We start from the raw sequence: 20,166 nt of genomic DNA, 5'->3' as shown, positions 1-20,166 counted from the left end.
CCATGCGGCGTTCATAGACAGCATGATTGGAAGGGGTATTGGCATACTCGGAGCAGTTGCTCCGGTCTCTATCCGATATAGGCGACATTCGGCGACTCCTGGCCATATGCATTGCACTTGGCCTGTTGCGATAGTGTTTGCGCCGACTTCGTTCTGGCTACCAACCGGTTTGAATGCAGCAAGTGTGGCTTGGTTTTTAAAAATGCTCTAGAGGCGACGAACGGCACAACTAACGAAGCGGAAGGGTGCCTCTTGTCGGGTGCCATGGCAGTTGGCTGTAAGTTTTATATGCTGATCAAGTGTGTCTCGCATGTAATAGTTTCCCGGAGGGCAGCATGTTCAACAAGTCATCCACGTCTCCCGCACAGTCTGACAGTCCCGTTATTGAAAAGAGTTATGAGCGTGACCTGGAAAATGGTTGCAAGGCCAATGTGTGTGCTCATGAATTGCCGGACGGCGATATCGAATTGGTCGTCAGCGTGTGTGACAAGGAGGGACGCTCCGTGGCGAAGCGAACCACCAGATTGCCGGGCGCCGAGTGGACGGTTCCGGATGCCATGAAACGGGGTCGGGATCAGGCCGAGCGGATTGCCGGAGGGGAGTCGGGCCGACTGCCCTGTGCCGATCGCGCTGATCGTGAAGAAGACGATGACGACGATTGATCGGCAGGACGGCGGCTCATGAATGGACGGTGTGAACGACAAACTCGCCTTCCAGTGATGGAGTCGTCACCGCGTGAATCATCCCGGCCGTCAGCGCTTGCGCGGGATCGAGAATGCGCGGTGCGGCGGTCAGGTACTTTTCGATCTCCAGCTTCTCTTCAGCATTTTTGGTGCGCTCACCCACAATACGGGCATAGAGCTGCAGGTCGTAATCCAGGCTCATGGCGTATTCAGACATGCGTGAGTGGTCGACAGAACCATTCACGTACCAGTGAAAGGGGTGAAACAGGAACTTGCTGTGTCGGCAGGCCGTTCTGCGCTCGCCCGCCAGAAAGACGATGTTGCCCATGGATTCCACGGTGCCGAGATTGTGCGTGTGCACTGGAATCGGCAGCGCCATCAGAAAGTTGTAGAGGGTGAATCCATAACTGCACTCGCCGCCCAGCGTTGCAATGTTGATCGTAAGGCCCGTGGCTTTGCTCTGAACCGCCAAGGCCGCCTTCTCGATGGTCTGGCCGCAGGTGGACGCATTGATGGGGCCGGTGAAGTTGATGATATGCAAGGTCATGACGCACCTTCGTGATAAATAACGGACAGTCGAACACCCGGCCGGTCGCGGCGTCCCAGGACACCGTAACCGGTCGGGTGAACGTTATGAGCAGAGACGAAGACCTTCGTCACGTCGACGCCTGTGGACTAGCTGTTGCGTCCGCCTCCATGGCTGTTTTGTCCACCTTTGCGTCCGGCCTCAGATGCCTTTTCGCGATCATTGGCAAAGTTGCCGCCGCTGTTCTGGCCTCCCTTGCTGCCGGCTTCCGCGGCGCGCTCAGGGTCGTTCTTGAAATTGCCGCCGCTGTTCTGGCCGCCTTTGCTGCCAGCTTCCGCAGCGCGCTCGGGGTCATTCTTGAAGTTGCCGCCGCTGTTCTGACCGCCCTTGCTGCCAATTTCCTGATAGAACTCTTTGTCGTGGCTGGCTGAGGTTGCTTCGCCGCCTTTTTTGCCCGCTTCGTTTACACTCATACCGCCTTGTTTATCTTGTGCCATTTTCTGATACCTCATTGAAGTTGCAGTACTGTACAAGTCAACAATCGGGATCGATTGTATGGATCTTCGCTGCAGGCATTATAAATACCTGCCAGAAAGTGTCGCGTTCCGGGCTCGTCTACGCGTTACGCAGTGTTGATCAGACGCTGCAGGGCCTGTTCGGAATAGCCCCTTTTGACGTAAACAAGCCGGAACATGGTTGACACGGATCAATCAGGATTTGCGGCCGCCACCGTGGCTGTTTTGTCCGCCTTTTTTACCTGCCTCAGAGGCTTTTTCCCGGTCGTTGGCAAAGTTGCCGCCCGAGGCTTGTCCTCCTTTCTTACCGGCTTCCGATGCTTTCTCGCGATCATTGGCGAAGTTTCCCGGGTTTTTATTGCCTGTAGTCATGATGGCTCTCCAGTATCATTTACGATTCGTGAAGTTGGCGTCCAGTTTCCAGAACGGACACTTACTCCGATAAGCGTCAGGCGCAGAATGCTTTTACTATTTGTTTCCCGGCCGATAAAAGGTGGTAGTTGTAAAGGCTTTGTACAGGTAATGAACCAGGCAGGGATATTTGTACAGTTTCGATATCGATCACACAGCCGTTGATTCTTTCCGTGACGTGCTGTTTTGCCTGTCGCTGACCTCATTGCGCATCGCTGAAAAACGCAGCTGTGGCAGGGTCGTCCCTGCTCGCCAGATCGGCTGAAAAAATAATGATCGAACCGGTGATCCGCCGCGTCTCGCCGCCCGTATGCAGAAGCTGGTTTTTTTCAGGCAGTTGTCCTGTCACGTTCGGGAGGCACATGGATCCGCGTCTGGCAGGGCTTTCGTTCCTGCTCACCCTCACATGGACCGGTGCAGTCGTCCTGGTCATCTGGTTTTTTTCCTGATGGCGTGACACTGGGCCAACTTCGGATCACCGGTAGTGGCGAACTAATGGCTCTCGGCGCAATCTGACGTATCTGTCAGGTTGTCACGAGCTGAAAAATACGACACCTGCCGGCAACCCGGATGTTTTGCGACCTGATTGCTGCGCTATCGCGTTCATCGAGAAATACGATTATCTGTCTTGCATGGAAGGCCTCAACGTCTCACGGATCGAGGAGCGTTTTGCATCGCCCGCAGAAGCTGATGTGCGTCACTCTTTTTTTATAACTCTTTAATTCTCAGAGCACTGTTCATGTCGACAACAACTGTAAGTACCCCTAAGGACATAACCGGGGTGCAGTTGGACCTCCACTCGCTCATGACGGCCATTGATCGGTCGCAAGCGATGATTGAATTCGATCTTGAAGGCAACATCCTGCGGGCCAATACCAATTTTCTGGACTGCGTTGGCTATCGCCTCGACGAAATTCAGGGGCGTCATCACCGCATTTTCTGCACCCCTGACCACGCCTCCAGCCTGGAATATGCAACGTTCTGGAAGAAGCTGAGCGAGGGCGCATTCGATGAAGGTCAATACAAACGGCTGGGCAAGGGCGGCAAGGAAATCTGGCTGCAGGCGACCTACAACCCGGTGCTAGACGAGCACGGCAATCCGTTCAAGGTCGTGAAGTTCGCAACCGACGTGACCCATCAGCGCAAGACCAATGCCGAATACGAAGGCAAGGTGTCTGCCATCGAGCGGTCGCAGGCGGTGATCGAGTTCGACCTGAACGGTCGTGTGCTCAGCGCCAACGAAAATTTTCTGTCGATTCTGGGCTACCGTCTGGACGAGGTTCAGGGTCAGCACCACCGCATGTTTTGCGATGACGAATACCTCAATAGTCCGGCGTACCGTGCCTTCTGGGCGAAGCTGGAGCGTGGCGAGTATGACTCGGGCGAATACAAACGCGTCGGCAAGAACGGTCGCGAGCTGTGGATCAGCGCCACTTACAACCCTATCCTCGATCCGGACGGTCGTCCGTACAAGGTCGTCAAGTTCGCCAACGACGTGACGGAAAGCCGCGCTCGCCAGGCCGAGCAGGCCGGCAAGGTGACTGCGATCGAGCGTTCCCAGGCCGTGATCGAGTTCGATCTGACCGGCAAGGTGCTGACCGCCAACCGCAACTTCCTCAACGTATTCGGCTATGACCTGAACGAGATTGTCGGTGAGCATCACCGCATGTTCTGTTCCGAGGATTTCATCAGCAGCCTTGCCTATCGCGAGCTGTGGGACAAGCTGGGCCGTGGTGAATACGACGCCAACGAATACAAGCGCAAGCGCAAGGACGGCAGGGAGATCTGGATTCAGGCCACCTACAACCCGATCTTCGATGCTCAGGGCAAGGCCTACAAGATCGTCAAGTTCGCGCTGGACGTGACCGACGCCAAGGAAAGCAGTGTCGAGGACAAGGGTAAGGTCACGGCAATCGACCGTGCCCAGGCGGTGATCGAATTCGACATGGCTGGCAACATCCTCACGGCCAACCCCAACTTCCTGAAAGCCATGGGTTACGGGATGCAGGAACTCAAGGGCCAGCATCACCGGATCTTCTGCGAAGAGGAATACGTGCGCAGCACGCCTTATCGCGAGTTCTGGCACAGCCTGGGGCAGGGCGAATTCTTCTCGGGTCGCTTCATGCGCCTGAGCAAATACGGCCAGCACATCTGGATTCAGGCGACCTACAACCCGATCTTCGACCACGAAGGCAAGCCGTTCAAAGTCGTCAAGTTCGCCACTGACATCACTCGTCAGGTCGAGATCGAACAGGCCATCGAGGCCAAGACTCTGGCGATGGACAATTCGGTCAAGGCGCTGATGGGCGCGATAGCCTACGTCGCGCAAAGCACCGACACCGCCACCGAACTGGCCAGACAGACACGTGAGCAGGCCAGCCGTGGTTCGCAGACGCTTAACAAGGCGTCCGAAGCGATGGGCATGATCGCCAAATCGGCTGAAGGGATTCAGGATATCGTTCAGGTCATCAGCGAAATTGCCAGCCAGACCAACATGCTGGCGTTCAACGCTGCCATCGAAGCGGCGCGCGCCGGTGAGCATGGTCTTGGTTTCTCGGTCGTGGCGGACGAGGTGCGCAAGCTGGCCGAGAAGTCTTCGCGGGCGACCAAGGAGATCAACAAACTGATTCTCGAAACGGTCGGCCGGATCGAGTCGGGCAACGAGATTTCCCTCAGCGCGGGCGAAGCCTTCGAGCACATCGTCGAAGGTGTGATGCAGACCACTCAGGCCATTGACGGGATCAATGCGGCCACCGAGAAACAGCGTGTTTCTGCGCATGAAGTCGAGTCGTTGATCGTCGAGCTGCACAAGGCCAATGCCAATGGCAGCAGCACTGAGGCGCTGGACAGGATGTCGCTTGGGCAACCGGCATGAATGACATGCATGCCTATGGCGTGGTGCAGATAAACGGCACCTACCTGGCGGTCATCGCCGATGCGTTGATGGAGGCGGTGCACTGGCCGGCCGATCTGCAGTCGCACCCGCTGACACGCGGTGCGCTGCTCGGCGTGTTCACACTGCGTGGCAAACCGGTGCCACTGGTGGATCTGCGTGGTCAGCTTGCCGAAGGCACCGACAACTCGGCACCTACGCCGCTGGTTGCCATCCTGAAATTCGGCGGCGGTTATCTGGGGCTGGCGATCGATACCGTGTGCGATATTCTCAAGGCACGTGACGCGCAGTTCTGTTCGATAGGACCTGGCGGCAACAGCACCGGATTGTTGCCGGAGCTGCTGTTGGGCAGCGAAGAGTCGCGCATGATCTACAAGCTGGATCTGCAGGTGTTGGCCGGTCTGCCGGGCGTCATGTTTGCGGCCGATCAGCACGCACAGTTGCTCAAGGAGGAAGCACAGGCGGCCAAGCGTCGCTTGTTGCACTATCTGGTCTTCGAGTGCGACGGTCGGCACTTCTGCATTGATGCCAGCGTGGTTACCGAACTGGTGGACGGACCTGAAATCAGCGCATCGGATTTCGGCAGCGATTGCTGCTTTGGCGTTACCTCGGTGCGCGGCACAAAGGTGCCGGCGCTCAACCTTTCCGAGGTCCTGGGGCTGGATCACACGCGGCAGGCTTCCAAGCCACAACTTTTGCTGCTGACCGCACCGGACGGGCGTGTTTGCGGGTTTGGTTACGACCGGATGGTTGCGATTCATCGGCAGGACCCGGACAGCCTCCTGGCGGCGCCCGCGTATGGTTTGCCTCATCCCGAGCTGTTCGCCGGCGTGATGAATCTGCAGGAAGGTGAGCAAGCCTTGTTGCTCGATCATCCGGCGCTGCTGCAACGGCCTGAGGTCACCAGTTACACCAAGGTCTATCAGAACGACGTACAGCCTGCGCAAGCCTCCCATGACGTCACCAAGGCGATGTTGCGGCATGCCTGTCTGTTGTTCGATGCACCGAGCCGCTTCGTGGCACCGTTGAGCCAGATCGTCGAGATTCTTGCTGTGCCCCGGCAACTGATCGGCCTGGCCCAATCCTCTACGCATTTGCTGGGGCAGTTCAATCTGCGCGGTGAGCAGGTGCCGTTGATCTGCCTGAGCAGCCTGCTTGGCGAGACAGCGCCAGCACAGACCGAAGCGTCCCGCGTGCTGATTGTGCGGGGTGAACGTCTCTGTTTCGGATTTACAGTGAGCCGGGTCGACTCGATCGATGCGTTCAATCAGTTTGATCCGGCAATGCTGGAGCAGGGTTGGCAGACCAATCTGGGCAAGGATATTTCGGTCAACGACCGGGCGCGCTCTCTGGTCAGTGTCGGCAGTCCTGAACGCAGTTCCCGTTTGACGCTGCTGGACTTGCAAGGCGTGGCCAGACAACTGGAGCAGAGCGTGCAGCAACGCGCGGTCGCGTGATGTGAGGGTGAATCAATCTGAACCGAACGCTGTGCACGTGGCCTTACGTTGACAGCCACGAGTGGAGCATCTGACGATGACTGACAAGAAAGATGAAAAGAAACCGGAACCTCGCGACGACGTGCCTGCGCACTCGACGCCCGAGGAGAAGGAACGCCTGAAGGACTTCAACAAAGGAGGCATTCCGCCCGGTGTCTGCTGAAACCTGTCTTCACAAAAACGCCCGGTCTTTCACAGACCGGGCGTTTTCGTTGAGCGGCGTCTGACGATCATTCGCCCGTTGCGAAATCGCGCAGGACACTGCCTTCCATCCGATAGCGCACCCACTCATCCTGCGGCGCTGCGCCGATGGCTTCGTAGAATTTGATGGCGGGTTCGTTCCAGTCCAGCACACTCCATTCCAGACGGCCACAGTCATTGGCTACCGCTTCGCGGGCAATGTGTCGCAACAGTTTGCGTCCAGCACCGACACTGCGTTGTTCCGGTGTGATGTACAGGTCTTCCAGATACACGCCGTTGCGACCGAGCCAGGTGGAGTAGCTGTAAAAATACACGGCGTACCCGATGGGCTTGTCGTCGTACAGGCACATCAGCGCTTTGGCGGGTGCGTTGTCTGCGAACAGTGAGCGCTGAATGTCCTCTTCACTGGCCTTGACCTCATGCCCGGCACGTTCGTAGATCGCAAGTTCGGTGATGAACGCCAGAATCTGGCTGGCGTCGGCGGCAGTGGCGGGGCGAATGGTGAGGGACACAGGGACTCCTTGGCAGGCTGCAGGATGATGGCGCGGCATGATAGCCGCATCGTTCGACAGTCCGGTAGTCAGGCGTCGCGCAGCAGGTCGTTGGCGTTGAGCAATTGCCAGGCGATGTGCGGGTTGGCTTCCAGCGCCCGCCTGATGGCAGCGGGAATGGATTGGCGAGTCTTGCGGCAGACACCGATTTTCTGCTCGACGACTATATTGATGCCGCGCATCGTGCGCACCTCGTTGAAGCCCGGCATGACCTCTACACGGACGCCCAGTTGCGTTTCGATCTTGCGCAGCACATGTTCCAGATCGCCCAGGCTGGTGATGGCCGCGAGACGCTCAAGCAGACGCTTCTCCTGATCGCGGGTCAGCAGCAGAATCCGCCGGTCGGCGTCAGGCGCATCGAGCCGATCCCGTTCGCAATCGCAGACGCCGGGTGGGCAAGGGTTTCGGGTGGGAAGCGATGCATTCATAGGGCGCAGCATAGCCATTGTGCGAGGCGTCTGACCATAGGTGCATCAGGCCTTTTATCGTGGCGCGGGCTCCTGAAACAGTTAAGTGAACCGACCCGATGGGACGCAGAGCGTCCAGCGTTGCATGCCGACGCGGAGCATCGTTATACACAAGTCTGCCTCAACACTGATCGTGCCCATCGCTCCGCGTGGGCATGCCTCCCGTGACGCTCCGCGTCACAGATGGCACAGATTGCGGATTCAGTGAGCCGAGCGCTTGGCTCCAGTCACCTTTTCGCCCCTCGGCGACCTACTTTGACGGGGCAAAGTAGGCAAATGTATGGTCAGCCCACCTCCTGCAATCGCAGTTCGATGAGCGGTAAAGCATGCTTGCGCTAATGTATCCGGGCTCATTCTGGGCAATCTCGCTGCCCGGCCCTTGATGAGTATTCGCCGCCCAACTGTCCTCAAAAACCCCTAAAGCCTCGAAGGCTGCTTTGCCTATCAGGTTCTCAGTCAGGCCATGAGCTGTTTATCGTCATCATCACTGCGTAGCAAAAGCCGGTATGTCTACGTTTTACTCAGATCATTGACGCGTTGTAGGTGCCGCCTCGTCTGAGCACCGCCCATACGATTCTTGCCAGCTTGTTCGCTAAGGCACATGCCACCTTGTTCGGATGCTTGCGTGCCAACAAGTTTCTTACCCACTGCCCAAGGGCATCCTCGCGTCGATCTATTCGAATCATGAGCGCTCGAGACCCTTGCACCAGCAGGGTTCGCATGCGCCTGTCACCGCGCTTGCTGATACCCAGCAATACGGGTCTCCCGCCTGTAGAGAACTGTCTGGGAACCAGTCCTAGAAAAGCGGAAAGGTCTCGTGAAGTCTTGAAGTTGGAAGCGTCTCCCAGATCCGCTACAAGTGCGCTGGCGGTGATAGGTCCAATGCCAGGAATAGTCATCAGCCGTGTGCCGGCATCGTCTTGCGCCAGTTGCTGCTTGATTTGCACATCACACGCCTTGATCTCTGCATCAAGACGCCGAATATCCTCCAGTAAATGCTCCATTATCCTTTTGAGCTGAAGCGGCAGGTCGCTACGTGAATTGTCAATCAGCTCAGGCACTTTGGCGATCGCTGCCTTGGTGGCGGGCAAGGCAATTCCAAACTCAAGCAAAAAACCATGCACCCTGTTGATGGCTTCAGTACGGTGGCAAACCAGTGACTCGCGAAGACGATGTTGTACAGAAAGTACCTGCTGCTCTGCAGTCTTGACGGCAACGTAATGGGTACGTGGTCTGGAGGCCGCTTCGCAAATGGCTTCGGCATCAATGAAGTCATTCTTGTTGCCCGTCACATAGGGCTTCACATGTTGCGGAGCAATCAACTTCACCCGATGCCCCAGCGAGGCGAGTTTTCTGGCAAGCCAGTGAGAGCCACCGCACGACTCCATTGCAATGGTGCAAGGTTCAATCTGAGCCGCAAACTGCAGCAGGCGATTGCGGTTGAAGCACTTGCGTAGTACCTGGTGGCCGCCTGCATCATGACCTATGAGGTGAAAACTGTTTTTACCAATGTCGATGCCTAAAAGTTTGAGGCCGTTGTTCATGAGCGATCTCCTCGACGTTAGAGAGAAACCCGGAAAGTGTAGACACTCCGGGTTTCTCGGATCGGGCTGACCATCTCATTACCCCCATGCTCCGGTTCCGGCCCCGGCTTCGCCGGGGTTCCTTCGTCCTGACACTGATTCGGGGGTCGCTGCAAATGGGCCATCCATGGCCCACTGCAGCTCAATCGGCATCCATGCCGATTGCCCCCCGAATCAGCGCCAGGACTCAGCCTTCACCCACGTCGCGATCTGCGGTGTTCATGACATCGCGGTACAAAAGCGCATCAGTGCCGCTGTCTCTCCGGATAGCCAGATGATTTGTGTATAACGATGAGCGCTCTGCGTGGTAACGCCTCCCAAGACGCTCCGCGTCCGCTCTTGAATGTGGCGCAGATGATGTGGCCAAGCTCCAGCGTTATCCACGTCATGCGCTCGGCTCACTGAATCCATAGTCTGTGCCATGTGTGACGCGGAGCGTCACGGGAGGCATGCCCACGCGGAGCGATGGGCACGATCAGTGTTGAGGCAGACGTGTATATAACGCTGAGTGCTCCGCGTGGGAATGCCGATCTGCACGCACCACCCAACCATCGCAACCCGCAAGAATGTTCAAGACGTGCGCTCGGGATTCTGCGAAAGTTGTTGCCCCATAATCGGTCATGCGGTTGTTCATGTTTCGTTCTTCATCTGCTTATCAGGCGTTCAGCCAGGGCGCGATTGCGGTCATGCCGCTGTCGTTGGCCTGTGCGCCATGGGGCCTGCTGGCCGGGTCTCTGGCGCTGGAAGCCAATCTCACACCGCTGGAAAGCCAGGGGCTGTCAGTCATAGTGTTTGCCGGCGCTGCGCAACTCGTCGCCATCGGCATGCTGAAAAGCGGGGCGGGGATCGGCTCGATTCTGCTGACGACGCTGTTGTTGACCTCCCAGCATCTGCTCTACGGGCTGCACATGCGTCCGACGCTCTCACCGCTACCGTTGCGCTGGCGAATGAGCCTGGGCTTTCTGCTGACCGACGAATTCTTTGCCCTTAACAGCCAGCACGGTGGCGCGTCGTTCAATCGCTGGTTCGCCCTCGGCGTCGGGCTGACGTTCTACCTGATCTGGAACCTGTTCACCTTTCTGGGCATCGTGCTGGGCAACAGCTTTCCGGGGCTGGAACATCTGGGGCTGGAGTTCTCGATCATCGCCACCTTCATCGCCCTGGTCACGCCGCTGGTGCGTAATCTGCCGGTGGTGGTATGCGTGGCCGTTTCGCTGTTCTGCTCGGTGTTGTTCAGCTACTGGCACTGGAGTGCGGCGCTGGTGCTGGCCGGAATTGCGGGCATGACCGCAGGCTTCGTCGTCAAACGCGCGCTGGGGCAGGAGGCACCATGATCTTTGCCGTGATCATTGGAATGGGGCTGGCGGTGTTTTTCAATCGCTATGTGTTTCTGGAGCCGCGCCTGCCGTTCACGCTGGGGCGCAATGCACGGGATTTTCTCGGCTTCGCCGTGCCCGGCATGCTGACCGCCATTTGTGGACCGATCATCTTTCTGCCTGAACACCGGCTGGAGCTGAGTCTGACCAATCCGTACTTGCTGGGTGCATTGTGCACCATCGTCCTGATGCTCTGGACAAAACGAGTGCTGACCAGTGTGGCGCTGGGCATGGGCTGCTTCTACGCATTTCGCTGGCTGTTTGCGGTGTAGCCGCGTTGGCAGGCTGCGATAACAGCAGCCTGCCAGCGTGAAGCGCACCAGCGACTGATCAGATCAGTTCGGCCACTTCATCTCGCCCTTGATCACCTTGGCGCTCAGCTCCAGCGAACTCGGCTCTGCCAGTTGTGGCCAGGCTTTTTTCATGGCGTCGATCAGCGCGGCTGAATCCCTGGTTTTGGCAGCGTGCTCCTCGAAAGACTTGAGGTAGTCGGCGGTGAACGTGACAGCCTTGGTCCCTTCAGGCACCTCGCCCAGATAGTGGCCCGGAATGACAGTGGTCGGCTTCAAGGCTTCGATGCCCTTGAGTGCGGCGAGCCAGTCCTGACGGGATTTCGGCGTCTGGGTATCGGCGACCCAGACGTGAATGCCGCTGGACACCACGACGCCACCGACAACGGCCTTGATCGACGGAATCCACACGTAACTGCGTTGCGGTGCCGGGCCTTGCAGACCCTTGATTTCCAGTGGCTGGCCTTCCAGGGTCAGATGATCGCCCTTGAGCACTTCAGGCAGGACCAGCTTGGCCGGCGCGTTGTCCTTGAGGATCGGACCCCAGTAGGCCAGCTTGCCTTGCATCGATGCCTTGATGGCTTTCACGGTCGGTTCGCTGGCGACAATCTTCGCCTCCGGGAACGCTGCCTGAATCACGTCCAGACCGAAGTAGTAATCCGGATCGCTGTGGCTGATGTACACGGTGGTGAGTTTCTTGCCGCTGGCCTTGATCTTCTGCACCAGCGCTTCGGCATCGTTGCGCTGGAACTGGGCGTCGATCAGCACCGCATCATGCTGGCCGGTGATCAGTTCGGAGGAGACCGGGAAGATGGCTTTTTCGGCCGGGTTGTAGACGTCGATCTTCAGCGGATCGGCGGCCTGGGCGGCCAGCGGAAAAAGAGTGGCGAAGGAGAGAGCGAACAGGGCACTGCGCAACATGGGGACGACCTTTTCGAGTGGCATAACGGGAGTGGCCTTATCTTAGGTTGCTTGAAGTGAAACAAAAGCCCCACTATTGGCAACTATCGGTTGCCTGGATCGGACGAATCATGGATCGCATCATGGCGGCTCGGGTGTTCATTGCCATCAACGAGCGGGGCAGCCTGATCGCTGCCGCCGACTCGCTGGACATGTCCCGGGCCATGGTTACGCGCTATCTGGCGCAAATGGAAACCTGGGCGGGCGCACGCCTGCTGCACCGCACCACGCGCAAGCTCGGCCTGACCGCGCCCGGTCAGGTAACGCTGGTACGCTGTCAGCAGCTCCTGGAGTTGGCCGATGCCATGCCGCTGGCGGCCGATACACAGGTAGACGAGCCGCGTGGCATGTTGCGCATTGCCTGTTCCCAATCGCTGGCGCAGGCGGTGCTGGCACCGGCAGTCACGGCTTACCTGCAGCGCTATCCCGGCACGTCTGTGGATTTGCTGATCGGCAATCAGGCGGTGGATCTGGTGGGCGAGCGCATCGATCTGGCGATTCGCATCACCAATCAACTGGACCCCAACCTCATTGCCCGCCCGCTGGGAACCTGCGATTCGGTCGTGTGTGCCTCGCCCGCGTATCTGGCCGCCCACGGCACGCCGTTACGCCCGCAGGAGTTGAGCAGCCATAATTGCCTGACCTATTCCTACTTCGGCAAGAGCCTTTGGGAGTTCGTCCGCCTCGAACAGCCACTGAGTGTGCCGGTGGGCGGCAATCTCAGCGCCAATGACTCGGTGGTACTGCTGGAAGCGGCAGCGGCAGGTGCGGGGATCACCCTGCAGCCGGTTCACTCGGCAGCGCCATTGCTGGCCAGTGGGAAGCTAGTCGCACTGATGCCTGACTACCAACCCCGTACGCTGGGCATGCACGGCATCTATACCTCGCGTCAGCACCAGTCGGCGACCTTGCGCACCATGCTGGATTTTCTGGCGGGATGGTTCGGGGAGGAAGTTTTGTTGCGGGGGTAGGTGGGTGGAGGCATCCATTGCTTGATGCCCGAGTATTTACATCCGCTGCGTTGGAGCAAACGTCTCACCATATCTTCGACGTATGAGTTTTCGCGTGGCAAACACAGACCGTAGGAGCGCGCTTGCCCGCGATCTGCCGGGAACCGGCAGCAAAACCTGCACACGCGGTATTCCAGATGTGGCCTCAGGGCCGCTGCGCAGCCCATCGCTGCCGTCGTAACCTCCGAGAGCTCCTACGCCCTTCGGGCAGAAGCACGCGCGCGTGCACATCAGTAAATTACAGAGAGTTTGACAAGAGGCGGCTTGCCGGCGATTCGTTTTCTCAGGCGACATGCCTGTGACAGAACTGAAGCTATCGCCGGCAAGCCGCCTCCCACAAAAAGCGCGTGCCCTCAATCAATCACGCAGTGTTCGTGGGCGCTGGCGTTTTCCAGATGCCCTTGCCATCACGTCTTGAACTTGCGCACCAGTGCATCCAGCTCGTTGGACAGCGAGGCCAGGCTGCTGGAGTCGGCGCGGGCCGAGTCGGACAGGGTGGCGATGAGTTGCGCATCACCATGGATCTGGCTGATGTGGCGGTTGATGTCCTCGGCCACCTGATGCTGCTCTTCGGCGGCGGTCGCGATCTGGGTGTTCATGTCGCGGATGACGTCCACCGACTCGCGGATCTGGCCGAAGCTGCTGCGGGCCTGGCCGATCTTGGTCACCGACTGTTGCGAAACATCCAGGCTCGCATTCATCTGCTGCGCCACGGACTTGGTGCGCTTGGCGAGGTTGCCCAACAGTGTGTCGATCTCGGCCGTCGAGTCGGCAGTGCGCTTGGCCAGCGCGCGAACCTCGTCAGCTACCACGGCAAATCCGCGACCCTGTTCACCGGCACGCGCGGCTTCGATGGCTGCGTTGAGCGCCAGCAGGTTGGTCTGTTCGGCAATCGAGCGAATGGTGGCCAGAATCGACTGGATGTCGATGCTGTCTTTCTCCAGTTGCGTCACGTCCTTGGCCGAGCGGGCGATTTCCTCGCTCAGTTGATCGACGCTGCGCACGGCATCGTCGATCTGGCGCTGACCTTCACGGGCCTGCTGTTGACCGCTGTCGGCCGAATCGGCGGCCTGGCTGCAGGAGCGGGCGACTTCGTTGGAGGTCGCGACCATCTCATGGAACGCTGTAGACACCATGTCCACTGCTTCACGCTGACGGCCTGCCGCTTCGGCCATGTCGTTGGACACGCGAGTGGAGCTGTGCGACGCCTCGAGAATCTTGTGCGCGGCCTGACCGATGTGCTGGATCAGGCTGCGAATCGCAGTCAGGAATTTGTTGAACCAGCCTGCCAGTTGCGCGGTTTCGTCGTTGCCGCGCACGGTCAGGTTATGGGTCAGGTCGCCTTCGCCCTCAGCGATGCCTTCCAGACCGGTCGAGACGCTGTGGATCGGACGCACGATGACTCTGGCGAAGCTGGCACCGACAATGGCAAACACGAGTGCCAGCACGGCAGCGATGACGCCGATCAGCCAGGTCAGACGCGTGGCCGAGGCCATGACTTCGTCCTGTCTGATCAGGCCGATGAAGTTCCAGCCCAACTGATCGGACGGGTAGACGTTGGCCATGTAGCGCTCACCGTTGAGGGTGAGTTCCACCAGTCCACTGCTGGTCTTGGCCAGTTCGGCAAAGCCGTCGCCCAGTTCACCCAGCTTCTTGAAGTTGTGCTCAGGCTGCTTGGGATCGACCAGCACGGTGCCGTTCTTTTCCATCAACATCAGATAGCCGCTTTCGCCCAGCTTGATCTGTTTGACGATGTTGGTCAGCTGTTTGAGCGACACGTCGATGTTGACCACGCCGCCGGGGTTGCCGAGCTTGTTGGGAATCGCGCGGATGGTGCTGACCAGCACCGCGTCGTCGGCGGCCCAGTAATAGGCATCGCTGCGCACGGTTTTGCCGACGTTGGCCATTGCCGTTTTGTACCAAGGGCGGACGCGAGGGTCGTAGTTGCTCATCCTCGGGTCTTCCGGCGTCATGATGTAGCTGCCGTTGATCAGGCCGTAGGACACGTAGGAGTAGGCCGGGTGCGCCTTGGCGATGCTGGCGAACAGCTCGGTGGCCTGCCTGTCATTTTCCGACTGCGCTGTCGCGGCTGCGCCCATGTAGTTTCTGAAGTCGTCGCTGGCACCGGCGATCAGCGGGTGCGCGGCGATGTAGTTGACGTTCTGGGTGATGCCGTCGAAAAACAGCTGCATGGCGTTATCGACCTGACGAATCTCGCGCCCGCTGCCGTCTACAAAATCCTTGGTCGCCTCGTCGCGCAGATTCACGACGACAATCGTTGCCACCACAATGATCGGAAGGCACGCAATGACTGCGAATGCCCAGGTCAACTTCTGTTTGATGTTCATGTGAGCTCCGGAGTGTCCATTACAACCGTGTGTTGGGCGCTGCATCTGTGCGCAGTCTGTCGAACCCAGTCATCACCCGGAAGCGCTGTCTGATGGTCTACCATTAGCAGTTCGGCGTCTGGCCTGGATTCTTTAAGCAGGGTGACGCTATCAGGCATTTGTGTCGTTTCTGGATCAGGGGCGGTAACCCAGCTCACTGCTGATGCGTTCGCTGCACGCCAGTAGAAGGTCTTGAAATCGCTCCCGCGCGCCATCCGGGTCCATGATGGCGTCCGGGCCGGACAGGTTGATGGCCGCCGTGATCTTGCCCGCATGGTCCTTGATCGACGTGGCAATGGCAGTCGAATAGTCCGAGCGGTGCAGAACCCAGCCGCGTTCGCGGTCCTGCCTCGTCATTGCCTGAAGTTCAGGCAGCGTGCGCGGTGCCGGGGCAGGGTAGTCGTCCAGACGAATGTGCTGATAAAGCCTGCTCAGCTCAGCGTCATCCAGTGCCGTCAGCAGCATGCGACCCATGGCCGTGCAGTGGCAGGCGATGCGAGTCCCGACCGGAACATTCACCGAAAGACGCTGCGCAGCGAACGCCCGGTAGAGGTACAGACTGTCGGTCTGCTCACGAATGCTCAGGTGGCAGGACAGCGAAGACTGGTCACGCAGCCGGTTCAGGTGTGGCATCGCGACGTCGACAATGTCGCGGCTGGCCAGATAACTGAAACCATCACTGATCACCCGCGCCCCCAGTTCGTACTGCGTGCCGTTTTTGTCGAGATAGCCCATGTCGGTCAGGGTGAACAGAATCCGGTACACCGCCGACGTGCTGACCCCCAGTCGCTCGGCGATATCGTGCATGCCGAGTGAGCGGGTCTGCGCTGAAAACATGCCCAGCACGCTCAGCCCGCGGGCCAGGGCGGGGACGATGTAATCGGTGTCCTTTTCAGTCGTGTCAGTCATGGATAGCCCCGCAGTTGATACGGCACACGCTCTGCGCTCGTCGTTAAACACACATCAGCCTCAACACTGATCGTGCCCATCGTTCCGCGTGGCCATGCAGCCCACAGCGCGCTCAGACACTCACCCCATCAAACTCTGCCATCGCATCCAGCAAAGCATCCTTGAAGTACGCCAGCGATGCGCGGTCGAACAGGATCTGGAAACACGGCACCGACCGCGCCCCGACATTCACTACGATCACGTTGATACGCGCCGCCGAGGTCTGGGCCACGGCGCCAGGCGGGAACGCCTGCGCGCGCAGGTCGACGCCGCACAGCTTGGCCATCACCTCGCTGATGCACACCCCGCTCAGTTGCAGCCACGCGTGGCTGTCTTCGCGTGGCAGCAAGTGGTTGGCGTTGTGGTCCATCTCCCAGCTGGCTTCTTCATCGGCGATGCGTTGGCCTTGATCCTGCGCGCTGCCCAACAGCAGGTATTCGGTCTGGGACAGGCGCGCCACGTGGCTGCCATCTGTCTGGGTCACAGCGCGGTTGGGCACGTCGGGCAGGCTGAAGCCGCGTGCAGTCAGGTAGGCGGCGCTGTCGGTGCCGCGAAAGCCGACGCGTGGCAGGTCGGTCAGGTCCTCCAGCGTGCACAGCGGCATCGGGTCAAGTCCAACAGAGCGTTCTGCAGTAAGGCTGGTCATGGTTCAAAGCTCCTGGCGCTGATTGTCGGGATCGAAGAAAGGCAGTTTCACCACGGTGGCCTGAACCACCACGCCGTCCTCGACGCGAATCGGAATCTGCTGGCCGGGCGTGCTCTGGTCGAACGCGGCGTAGGCCAGCCCGATGATCCTGCCCAGTGTCTGCGAGTATTCGCAGGAGGTAACGTTGCCGCTGATGTCCGGCCCCTTGAGCACCAGATGGCCTTCGAGCGGCTGCGGACTGGCCTTGGACAGGGTGAAGCCCACCAGCTTGCGTTTCTGTGGCTGGGCTTCGAGGATGTCTACCGAACGACGGCCGACGAAGAAGGGTTTGGTCCGACTCACCGCCCAGCCCATGTCGATTTCGGCCGGGTGGGTCATGCCGTCGGTGTCCTGGCTGATGATCACATGGCCTTTTTCCAGACGCAGCAGACGCTGGGTTTCAACACCGAACGGGCGCATGTCAAAGACACGACCCGCTTCGATGAGGGTGTCCCAGAGCTTGAGCCCGTGACGCGCCGCTACGTGGATCTCATAACCCAGCTCACCGACGAAACCGACCCGCAGCAGGCGCGCCTTGATACCAGCGACCGTGCCCTGACGCACGCCCAGATAGGGGAATCCTTCCGAAGACAGATCCAGATCGTTGCACACCTGCTCCAGTACCTTGCGCGAGTCGGGACCTGCCACATTGACCGCACAGATCGCTGCCGTGACGTTGGTGATGTCCACATTCAGACGCCATTGGGCGTTCCACTTGAGCATCTGCTGGTAGATGCGATCCACGCCGCTGGTGGTCGCGGTCACGTAGAAATGCTGCTCGGCAAAGCGCGCACAGACGCCGTCGTCGATCACCACGCCCTGTTCATTGGTCATCAGGGCGTAGCGCGACCGGCCAACCGGCTGCTTGAGAAACGCGAAGGTGTACATGCGCTGGAGCAGTTCAGCGGCGTCCGGCCCACGGATATCCAGCCCGCCGAGTGTCGACACATCAATGATCCCGACCTTGTTGCGCACATGCACAGCTTCTTCCTGCATGCACGCATCGCGTTGCGACGGTTTGCCGTAGAACGCCGGACGCTGCCAGATGCCCGCAGGCATCATCTTCGCGCCCGCTTCAACGTGGCGGCGATGCATGGGCGTTTGTCGGTATGGATCGAAGGCACGGCCTGCCACATGCGCCAGTTTTTCAGCCTCGAAGGGCGGGCGTGCTGTGGTCACGCCGGTTTCGCTGATACTGCGCTGGGTCGAAGCCGCGACCAGACGTGCCGTCGGCAGCGCCGAGTGGCGACCCTGCGAAGGGCCCATGCCGACCGTGGAGTAGCGCTTCACCAGTTGAATGTCGCGATAGCCGATCCGGGTGGCGTTGACGATGTCGCGCACTTGCAGGTCTTCATCGAAATCGACGAAATCCTTGCCTTTGGGATGCGGGAAGATCGGCCAGGCAAAATTGACCCGCGCTTCGCTGCGCAGTGCAGGTGGGGTGCCGTCAAAGGTGAGGCCCAGTGCCTTGAGCACATCGGCGGCTGCGCGCGTCGCGTCGGCCAGCACGTTGTCCAGCGCGTGACAGCCGTTGACGGAACCGGCGATGCCCAGGTTCTGCGGCAGACCGTTGATGGCGAACTCGGCCTGGGTGTCGTCATAGTCGAGCCTGCCGCCCGCCTGACACAGCAACTGGTAGGCGGGCATGTAACCACCCGACATGCACAGCAGATCGCACTCGACGGTCAGGCCGCTGTTCGCCACCTGTCCCTGGCCGGTGATCTTGCGCAGGTCCGCGCCGCTGATGTGGCGCATGCCTTTTTCGTGCAGCGCTTCGAACACCGTGGTGTTCATGTGGCAGGTGATGCCGCGTTGTTCGACGGCGTTCTGCAGTGCCCGATCGGATGCATGGGGGCGCATGTCGACAACCGCGACGACGTCCACGCCCTGATCGTTGAGGTCCAGCGCGGCGAGATAACCGTCATCGTTACCGGTCAGCACTACCGCGCGTTTGCCGGGTTTGACCGCGTACAGTTTCATCAGGCGCTGGACGGCGCTGGTCAGCATCACGCCGGGCAGGTCGTTGTTGCGAAAGATCACCGGCTGATCGAACGAGCCGCTGCACACCAGACACTGCGTGGCGCGGACCTTGTACAGGCGCTTGCCTTGAATCACGGGCAAATAGTTGTCGGTGAACCATGCATTGCAGGTCGCCTGCTTGAGCACGCGGATGTTGGCGTGACTTTCCACTGCCTCGACCAGCTCACTGCGTACCTGCCCGGCGCGCTGACCCTCTAGGTCGAAACGCGCGTAAGTCAGCGAGCCGCCGAGAATCGCCTGCTGTTCGATCAGGAGCACCTGGGCACCGGCATTGGCGGCGGTCAGAGCAGCCTGCAAGCCTGCTGGCCCGGCGCCAATGATTGCCAGATCAGTGAACAGGTAGGCCTTGTCGTAATACTCCGGCTGGAATTTCAGGTCCAGCACACCCAGGCCGGCTTTCTTGCGAATGATCGGCTCCCAGATTTTCCACATGCCTTTTGGCTTGTAGAACGAGCGATAGTAGAAACCGACCGGCATGAACTTCGAGAACTTGCCCAGCACCGCGTCCTTGTCGTTATCCAGCGAACCATTGAAGTTCTGTCCGCTGGCGTGCAGGCCTTGCTGCAGCGCGAACGTGTCGGCCATCACGTTGGGCTCGTGGGGCAACTGGATCAGGCTGTTGGCGTCTTGCCCGGCCATGGTCAGCGGGCCGCGCGGGCGGTGGTACTTGAACGAGCGCGAGAGCAGAAAGCGACCGTTGGCCAGCAGGGCGCTGGCGATGCTGTCGCCTTGCAGGCCCTGATACGTCTTGCCGTCGAAACTGAAAGTGAGCGGCTGGTTGCGGTCGATCAGCAGACCCATGGGCGCGGGCAGGCGGGTGGGGGTGTTCATCCTGCGATCTCCTTGGCGGGCATCGGTGTGAAGTCGATACGGGCGGTGAACACTTCCCGAGGATCGAACGTGCGGATGATCTGGTCGCTTGCAGTGTGACGCTCGGCCAGAAACCAATAGCTGGACGGGTTGTGCATCCACCATTCGCGCACCACGCCCAGCGTGTCCTCGCTGTTGAATACGTAATCGGCCCACTCGGCGTCACTGCAGGTCTGCGGGTCAGGCATGTGCTTGAACTCGCCGCCGTAGGTGAATTCGCTGATGTTGCGTGGCCCGTTGAGCGGGCAGGTCATGATTTTCATGTATTGCTCCT

The 20,166-nt window shown here is 59.4% G+C and carries 19 protein-coding genes and 2 pseudogenes; 8 read left to right on the top strand and 13 right to left on the bottom strand.

Annotated features, from left to right (window positions below; all coding sequences use genetic code 11):
• The first annotated feature begins 335 nt into the window (after positions 1 to 335).
• A complete protein-coding gene (locus AC0IXS_RS03230) occupies positions 336 to 662 on the top strand; it encodes a hypothetical protein (RefSeq protein WP_025992875.1) in 327 nt (108 codons plus the stop codon).
• Positions 663 to 678: 16 nt separating this feature from the next.
• On the opposite strand, the gene AC0IXS_RS03225 is transcribed toward AC0IXS_RS03230, so the two are convergent.
• The 3 genes from AC0IXS_RS03225 to AC0IXS_RS03215 all read right to left on the bottom strand — a co-directional run bounded on the left by AC0IXS_RS03225 (position 679) and on the right by AC0IXS_RS03215 (position 2,096).
• Positions 679 to 1,230: an ATP-dependent Clp protease proteolytic subunit gene (locus AC0IXS_RS03225; RefSeq protein WP_057408721.1), complete on the bottom strand. Its 552-nt coding sequence runs from the start codon at positions 1,228 to 1,230 to the stop codon at positions 679 to 681.
• Between the two features lie 128 nt (positions 1,231 to 1,358).
• Positions 1,359 to 1,706, bottom strand: coding sequence for a con-10 family general stress protein (locus AC0IXS_RS03220; RefSeq protein ID WP_029241506.1), 348 nt, complete (start codon positions 1,704 to 1,706; stop codon positions 1,359 to 1,361).
• Positions 1,707 to 1,919: 213 nt separating this feature from the next.
• A complete protein-coding gene (locus AC0IXS_RS03215; protein ID WP_004887928.1) occupies positions 1,920 to 2,096 on the bottom strand; it encodes a con-10 family general stress protein in 177 nt (58 codons plus the stop codon).
• A gap of 778 nt (positions 2,097 to 2,874) precedes the next feature.
• Here AC0IXS_RS03215 and AC0IXS_RS03210 point away from each other — a divergent pair.
• From AC0IXS_RS03210 to AC0IXS_RS03195, 4 genes and pseudogenes are all read left to right on the top strand, one after another.
• Positions 2,875 to 4,380 (top strand): annotated as a pseudogene (locus AC0IXS_RS03210) (PAS domain-containing protein); the annotation flags it as partial.
• A gap of 33 nt (positions 4,381 to 4,413) precedes the next feature.
• Positions 4,414 to 5,010, top strand: a complete 597-nt coding sequence (locus tag AC0IXS_RS03205; protein ID WP_412778831.1) for a methyl-accepting chemotaxis protein — start codon at positions 4,414 to 4,416, stop codon at positions 5,008 to 5,010.
• On the top strand, positions 5,007 to 6,485 hold the full coding sequence (locus tag AC0IXS_RS03200) for a chemotaxis protein CheW (RefSeq protein WP_471823747.1): 1,479 nt from the start codon (positions 5,007 to 5,009) through the stop codon (positions 6,483 to 6,485). Before AC0IXS_RS03205 ends, AC0IXS_RS03200 begins: the two co-directional genes overlap by 4 nt.
• Before the next feature lie 76 nt (positions 6,486 to 6,561).
• Complete coding sequence (locus tag AC0IXS_RS03195) at positions 6,562 to 6,687, top strand: hypothetical protein (RefSeq protein WP_081021808.1); 126 nt, start codon at positions 6,562 to 6,564, stop codon at positions 6,685 to 6,687.
• Between the two features lie 67 nt (positions 6,688 to 6,754).
• On the opposite strand, the gene AC0IXS_RS03190 is transcribed toward AC0IXS_RS03195, so the two are convergent.
• The 3 genes from AC0IXS_RS03190 to AC0IXS_RS03180 form a co-directional block, all read right to left on the bottom strand.
• On the bottom strand, positions 6,755 to 7,237 hold the full coding sequence (locus AC0IXS_RS03190; RefSeq protein WP_122669240.1) for a GNAT family N-acetyltransferase: 483 nt from the start codon (positions 7,235 to 7,237) through the stop codon (positions 6,755 to 6,757).
• Between the two features lie 68 nt (positions 7,238 to 7,305).
• The gene (locus tag AC0IXS_RS03185) at positions 7,306 to 7,704 is read right to left on the bottom strand and encodes a hypothetical protein (protein WP_057410114.1); all 399 of its coding nucleotides are present in this window, start codon (positions 7,702 to 7,704) and stop codon (positions 7,306 to 7,308) included.
• 560 nt (positions 7,705 to 8,264) lie between these two features.
• Positions 8,265 to 9,287: an IS110 family RNA-guided transposase gene (locus AC0IXS_RS03180; protein WP_122667755.1), complete on the bottom strand. Its 1,023-nt coding sequence runs from the start codon at positions 9,285 to 9,287 to the stop codon at positions 8,265 to 8,267.
• 671 nt (positions 9,288 to 9,958) lie between these two features.
• Here AC0IXS_RS03180 and AC0IXS_RS03175 point away from each other — a divergent pair.
• Both AC0IXS_RS03175 and AC0IXS_RS03170 read left to right on the top strand, forming a co-directional pair.
• A complete protein-coding gene (locus AC0IXS_RS03175; protein WP_057411064.1) occupies positions 9,959 to 10,660 on the top strand; it encodes an AzlC family ABC transporter permease in 702 nt (233 codons plus the stop codon).
• A complete protein-coding gene (locus tag AC0IXS_RS03170) occupies positions 10,657 to 10,974 on the top strand; it encodes an AzlD domain-containing protein (RefSeq protein ID WP_057411065.1) in 318 nt (105 codons plus the stop codon). The genes AC0IXS_RS03175 and AC0IXS_RS03170 overlap by 4 nt, the downstream gene beginning before the upstream one ends.
• A gap of 63 nt (positions 10,975 to 11,037) precedes the next feature.
• On the opposite strand, the gene AC0IXS_RS03165 is transcribed toward AC0IXS_RS03170, so the two are convergent.
• Positions 11,038 to 11,913 carry an MBL fold metallo-hydrolase gene (locus AC0IXS_RS03165; RefSeq protein WP_057410828.1) on the bottom strand — a complete coding sequence of 292 codons (876 nt, stop codon included), beginning with the start codon at positions 11,911 to 11,913 and terminating at the stop codon, positions 11,038 to 11,040.
• Between the two features lie 110 nt (positions 11,914 to 12,023).
• On the opposite strand from AC0IXS_RS03165, the gene AC0IXS_RS03160 reads away from it, so the two are divergent.
• Positions 12,024 to 12,923, top strand: a complete 900-nt coding sequence (locus AC0IXS_RS03160) for a LysR family transcriptional regulator (RefSeq protein ID WP_449125220.1) — start codon at positions 12,024 to 12,026, stop codon at positions 12,921 to 12,923.
• A 446-nt stretch (positions 12,924 to 13,369) separates the two neighbouring features.
• On the opposite strand, the gene AC0IXS_RS03155 is transcribed toward AC0IXS_RS03160, so the two are convergent.
• The 6 genes and pseudogenes from AC0IXS_RS03155 to AC0IXS_RS03130 form a co-directional block, all read right to left on the bottom strand.
• The gene (locus AC0IXS_RS03155; protein ID WP_371321615.1) at positions 13,370 to 14,098 is read right to left on the bottom strand and encodes a methyl-accepting chemotaxis protein; all 729 of its coding nucleotides are present in this window, start codon (positions 14,096 to 14,098) and stop codon (positions 13,370 to 13,372) included.
• Between the two features lie 129 nt (positions 14,099 to 14,227).
• Positions 14,228 to 15,154, bottom strand: a pseudogene (locus AC0IXS_RS03150) (cache domain-containing protein); the annotation flags it as partial.
• A 330-nt stretch (positions 15,155 to 15,484) separates the two neighbouring features.
• Positions 15,485 to 16,258, bottom strand: a complete 774-nt coding sequence (locus AC0IXS_RS03145; RefSeq protein WP_004888303.1) for an IclR family transcriptional regulator — start codon at positions 16,256 to 16,258, stop codon at positions 15,485 to 15,487.
• 112 nt (positions 16,259 to 16,370) lie between these two features.
• Positions 16,371 to 16,943: a sarcosine oxidase subunit gamma gene (locus tag AC0IXS_RS03140; protein ID WP_057408823.1), complete on the bottom strand. Its 573-nt coding sequence runs from the start codon at positions 16,941 to 16,943 to the stop codon at positions 16,371 to 16,373.
• Between the two features lie 3 nt (positions 16,944 to 16,946).
• On the bottom strand, positions 16,947 to 19,853 hold the full coding sequence (locus tag AC0IXS_RS03135) for a 2Fe-2S iron-sulfur cluster-binding protein (protein WP_471823742.1): 2,907 nt from the start codon (positions 19,851 to 19,853) through the stop codon (positions 16,947 to 16,949).
• The gene (locus tag AC0IXS_RS03130; RefSeq protein ID WP_025994693.1) at positions 19,850 to 20,155 is read right to left on the bottom strand and encodes a sarcosine oxidase subunit delta; all 306 of its coding nucleotides are present in this window, start codon (positions 20,153 to 20,155) and stop codon (positions 19,850 to 19,852) included. Before AC0IXS_RS03130 ends, AC0IXS_RS03135 begins: the two co-directional genes overlap by 4 nt.
• Between the last annotated feature and the right edge of the window lie 11 nt (positions 20,156 to 20,166).

The sequence above is a fragment of the Pseudomonas sp. AC016 genome (genome assembly GCF_979253365.1).
The sequence above is the reverse complement of the archived record's forward strand: the minus strand, read 5'-3'. Positions and strand labels throughout refer to the sequence as shown.